Genomic DNA, 877 nt, shown 5'->3' with positions numbered 1-877 from the left:
TTTTTTTTCTTTTTTTGACTACTTGTTTTTTTTCTTCAGTTTTGATGTATGTTTCTTTTACAAACAATGGATGAGACTTAATAAATTTAACATATTCATTAAACCAATGTGTGTTAAAAAAGTATATTTCCTTGCTTTTTTCTTCACGAAGCGTAATAAATGTATATTTTATATCATTTTCTATTGTTACCATATTTTTTACTTCACAAGTCAACAAATACTGATAAACAGTTTCTTTTGATTTTCCAGTCATATTATTGTATTCTTTTAACCGTCTTTCAAGATTATTGGTTTTGCCGATCTTGCATTTGGTTATTTCTTTTGAAGACTGAACGATATAAATATACTGTTTTTCCTTGCCTTTTGCCAAAATAACCCCTTTTACCATCAAGTTTATTGGATTTATAATAGCATATTTCAATATTACTGTTCAAGTGCCATTTTGGGGCTATTTTTGCCGTTTTTGAAGGTTGCCCGACAATAAACCCCTTAATTTATACATTAAATTTAATATTGCTGGTTATGTTTTGCTCTTATATATCTTTGTGGTGGTGTTTCGCATAACGATCCTGCTGTTTACGACGGTTTGCAAGCCCGAATAAGCAAACCGAAGGTTTGCAGGGCTTGCAAACTGTGCTGGAGTGAGGCGTGGGAATGGAGCGAAGCGGAATGACCTAGCCGAACGGAAGCCAAGCCGCCCAACGGGCGGCGATGCGTAAACAGACCTGTTAGACGAAGTACGGGCGTACACCAATTTTTCTTTATATTACTTATATTTATAATTTCATATCATCGAAATTTACATTGTATTTTTTCCCTTGATTAAATAGAACGCCTTTTGTTAATTTTATACATAAAATACAGGTATTTACATCGT

General features: G+C 33.1%; 1 protein-coding gene. It reads right to left on the bottom strand.

Annotated elements, in window-relative coordinates:
* Positions 1 to 370, bottom strand: a 370-nt coding sequence (locus tag ACYVRA_RS07480) for a GIY-YIG nuclease family protein (RefSeq protein ID WP_461252118.1), incomplete at its 3' end; no start/stop codon positions are given.
* Between the last annotated feature and the right edge of the window lie 507 nt (positions 371 to 877).

The sequence above is a fragment of the Treponema sp. R8-4-B8 genome (assembly GCF_054786175.1).
The sequence above is the reverse complement of the archived record's forward strand: the minus strand, read 5'-3'. Positions and strand labels throughout refer to the sequence as shown.